The 3,792-nt window shown below is 67.5% G+C and carries 3 protein-coding genes; 2 read left to right on the forward strand and 1 reads right to left on the reverse strand.

Annotated features, from left to right (window positions below):
• The coding region (locus tag D588_RS0111490; RefSeq protein ID WP_026143609.1) for a transglycosylase domain-containing protein at positions 1–1,839 on the reverse strand (1,839 nt) is incomplete at its 3' end.
• Positions 1,840–2,057: 218 nt separating this feature from the next.
• Between D588_RS0111490 and D588_RS0111495 the strand changes: the two genes are divergently transcribed.
• Together D588_RS0111495 and D588_RS0111500 are read left to right on the forward strand one after the other, a co-directional pair.
• Positions 2,058–3,116 carry a pilus assembly protein PilM gene (locus tag D588_RS0111495; RefSeq protein ID WP_017908825.1) on the forward strand — a complete coding sequence of 353 codons (1,059 nt, stop codon included), beginning with the start codon at positions 2,058–2,060 and terminating at the stop codon, positions 3,114–3,116.
• Positions 3,116–3,792: PilN domain-containing protein (locus D588_RS0111500; RefSeq protein ID WP_017916080.1), on the forward strand; the 677-nt coding region annotated here is incomplete at its 3' end. The genes D588_RS0111495 and D588_RS0111500, both read left to right, overlap by 1 nt.

A 3,792-nucleotide genomic window follows, 5' to 3' on the forward strand; every position in this document is an offset into this window, starting at 1 on the left:
GCCGACGCTGCCGCAGCTGCGGCAGGCGGTCAGCGGATGTTCCTGGAACAGGACATTGCCGTCGCGGTCCGTGACCTTGTCGATGATCCAGGTGTTGACCAGCGAGCCGCCGTTGGCGAACACGGTATAACCGCGCGCCACCGAGAGCGGCGTCAGCGAGGCGGTGCCCAGCGACATCGACAGGTTCGGCGGCAACTCGGCTTCCTGGAAGCCGAACTGGCTGATGTACTTGCGCGCGAAGTCCACGCCGATGGCGTCCAGCAGGCGCACCGAGACCAGGTTGCGCGACTGCACCAGCGCCTCGCGCAGGCGCATCGGGCCGCGGAAGCCGCCGCCGTCGTTCTGCGGCGACCAGGTCTTGCCGCGGCGGTCGCGGAACACCACCGGTGCGTCGAGCACGATCGAGGCCGGGTTGAAGCCCTTTTCGAACGAGGCCGCGTACAGGAACGGCTTGAAGCTGGAGCCTGGCTGGCGGCGCGCCTGGGTGGCGCGGTTGAACTTGTTGCCGGCGTAGCTGAAGCCGCCGACCATGGCGCGCAGCGCGCCGTTGTTGGCGTCCAGCGACACCAGCGCGGCCTGGCCGCGCGGGATCTGGGTGATCTCCCATTCGCCCGGCTTGTCGCCTTCCTGGATGCGCACCAGGTCGCCGCGCTTGAGCAGGGTGGCGGGGCTGCGCCCGGTCCAGCGGCTGGCGGCCACCGGCAGCACCAGCTCGGTCTTGTTGGCGAGCACCACGGTGGCGCTGCCGTCGCTGCCGGTGCCGGCGACGATGCTCGGCAGCATCCCGCCTTGCGCGTAGACGCCGCTCAGATGGCTGGCCAGCGCCGCCGCATCGGCGGTGGCCGGAACGTCGAAATGCTTTTCCACTCCATGCCAGCCGTGGCGGCGATCGTAGACGACCAGGCCCTGGCGCACGGCATGGTTGGCGGCGGCCTGCAGGGTCGCATCGATGCTGGTGTAGACGTGGTAGCCCTTGTCCAGCACGTCGCCGCCGAAGCGCGCGATCATTTCCTGGCGCACCAGCTCGGCCACGTACGGGGCCTCGACCTCGACCGGGCGCTCGTGCGGCGCGGCGTGCATCGGCACCGCCTTGGCCGCCTCGGCCTCGGCCGGGGTGATGAAGCCCAGCGCGGCCATGCGGCTGAGCACATAGTTGTCGCGGCGCTGCTTGGCGCGCTCGGGGTTGCTGATCGGGTTGCCGCTGGAGGGGAACTTGGGGATGCCGGCCAGCGAGGCCATCTCGTCCAGGCTCAGCTCGTTGAGCTTCTTGCCGTAGTAGTACTCGGCGGCGGCGGCGACGCCGTAGGCGCGGTTGCCGAAGAAGCTCTTGTTGAGATACAGCTCGAAGATCTCGTCCTTGGTCAGCTCGGCCTCGATCTTGCGCGCCAGCAGGATCTCCGCCAGCTTGCGGGTGTAGCTGTATTCCGAGCTCAGGAAGAACTGGCGGGCCACCTGCTGGGTGATGGTGGAGCCGCCCGGTACGCGCTTGTCGTTGGTGGTGGCCAGCAGCCACACCGCGCGGGCGATGCCCTTGTAGTCGACCCCGCCATGCTCGTAGAACCGGGCATCCTCGGTGGCCAGGAAGGCCTGCTTCAGCCGCTCCGGCACGTCCTTCATGGTGATGGGGTAGCGCCGGGTCTCGCCGAACAGCGCCATCAGCTTGCCGTCGCTGGAGTAGACGTACATCGGCTCCTGCAGTTCGACCTTGCGCAGGGTCTGCACGTCCGGGAGCTTGGAGGAGACGACGTAGTACAGCCCGCCTGCCACGGCGGCGCCGACCAGGCCAAGGAGGACGAACAAGACCAGCGCCCAGCGCAGCCAACGACGAAAACGGGGCATCGCGAGAGATTCCGATTGCAGATTTCTTGGGCGCAGAGTATAGAGTACGCCGGGGAACGGCTGGGGCCGGTTCCGGGGATGCGACGGGTTTGCTGCCGCAGGTCATGCCGTGACACGGATCGCGACATGCAACCGGGCGGTTGCCAATTGCAAAAAATTTGTTATTAATGCGCTGGCGCAACATTGGCGTCCAAGTGCCCGCCGGCAGGGGAAAATCCGTGGGGCTTATCCCAAAGAGTCAGCAGCCGCTGATCGGCATCGACATCAGCTCGACCGCGGTCAAGCTGCTGCAGCTTTCGCGTAACGGCAACCGGTTCCGGGTCGAGCATTACGCCGTCGAACCCTTGCCGCCCAATGCCGTGGTCGAGAAGAACATCGTCGAGGTCGAGGCAGTGGGCGAGGCGATCCGCCGCGCCGTGACCCGTTCCGGTACCCGCGCCAAGCATGCCGCGGCCGCCGTGGCCGGTTCGGCGGTGATCACCAAGGTGATCCCGATGCCGGCCGAGCTGGACGAGAGCGAGCTGGAAGCCCAGGTCGAGCTGGAGGCGGTGAACTACATCCCGTACCCGATCGACGAAGTGAACCTGGATTTCGAGGTGCTGGGCGTCATCCCCAACAACCCCGAGATGGTGCAGGTGCTGCTGGCCGCCTCGCGCTCGGAGAACGTGGAACTGCGCCAGTCGGCCCTGGAGCTGGGCGGGCTGGTGGCCAAGGTGATGGACGTGGAGGCCTTCGCGGTCGAGAACGCCTTTGCGCTGGTGGCCAGCGAGCTGCCGGTGGCCGCCGACGGCATCGTCGCGCTGGTCGACATCGGCGCCACCATGACCACCCTCAATGTCCTGCGTGGCGGGCGCAGCCTGTACAGCCGCGAGCAGGTGTTCGGCGGCAAGCAGCTGACCGACGAAGTGATGCGCCGCTACGGCCTGACCTACGAGGAAGCCGGCATGGCCAAGCGCCAGGGCGGGCTGCCGGAAAGCTACGAGGTCGAGGTGCTCGAGCCGTTCAAGGAAGCCACGGTGCAGCAGATCAGCCGCCTGCTGCAGTTCTTCTATGCCGGCAGCGAATTCAACCGCGTCGACCATATCGTCCTGGCCGGCGGCTGCGCCGCCCTGGCCGGATTGCCGGAGATGGTGGAGGAGCAACTGGGCGTGGCCACGGTGGTCGCCAACCCGTTGGCGCAGATGACCCTGGGGCCGAAGGTGCAGGCGCATGCGCTGGCCCAGGACGCGCCGGCGCTGATGATCGCCACCGGCCTGGCGCTGAGGAGCTTCGACTGATGGCGAAGATCAATCTGCTGCCCTGGCGGGCGGAACGGCGCAAGCAGCGCGAACGCGAGTTCTATTCGATGCTTGGCCTGGCCGCGTTCGCCGGGGTGCTGCTGGCGGGACTGATCTGGTTCTACTACGACCTGCAGATCAGCGGCCAGAACGAGCGCAACGCGTATCTGCAGGCCGAGATCGAGAAGGTCCAGGCGCAGAACAAGGAAATCGACACCCTCGACGAGAAGAAGCGCCGCCTGCTGGCGCGCAAGCAGGTGATCGAGGAACTGCAGGCCAAGCGCTCGCAGATGGTGCACCTGTTCGACTCGCTGGTGCGGACCATTCCCGACGGCGTGGTGCTGACCTCGGTGAAGCAGGAAGGCGACATGCTGACCCTGGAGGGCCGCTCGCAGTCCAACGCGCGGGTCAGTACCTACATGCGCAACCTCGAGGGCTCGGGCTGGATGACCAATCCAGAGCTGACGGTGATCGAGGCCAAGGCCCAGGAGAAGGAAGCCAAGGGTCCGATCGTCGATACCAAGGCGCTGCCGTACGTGTTCACGCTGCGGGTCAAGCTGCCGGTGCCGGGCGAGAGCACTGATCCGACCGCCGCCGGGACGGCACCTGCGGGTGCCGCTGCGCCCGGAAACCCCGGCGCAGCCCCCGCGGGCGGCGCGCCTGGCACGCCGCCGGC

This window comes from Xanthomonas sp. SHU 308, from assembly GCF_000364645.1.
GTDB lineage: Bacteria > Pseudomonadota > Gammaproteobacteria > Xanthomonadales > Xanthomonadaceae > Xanthomonas_A > Xanthomonas_A sontii.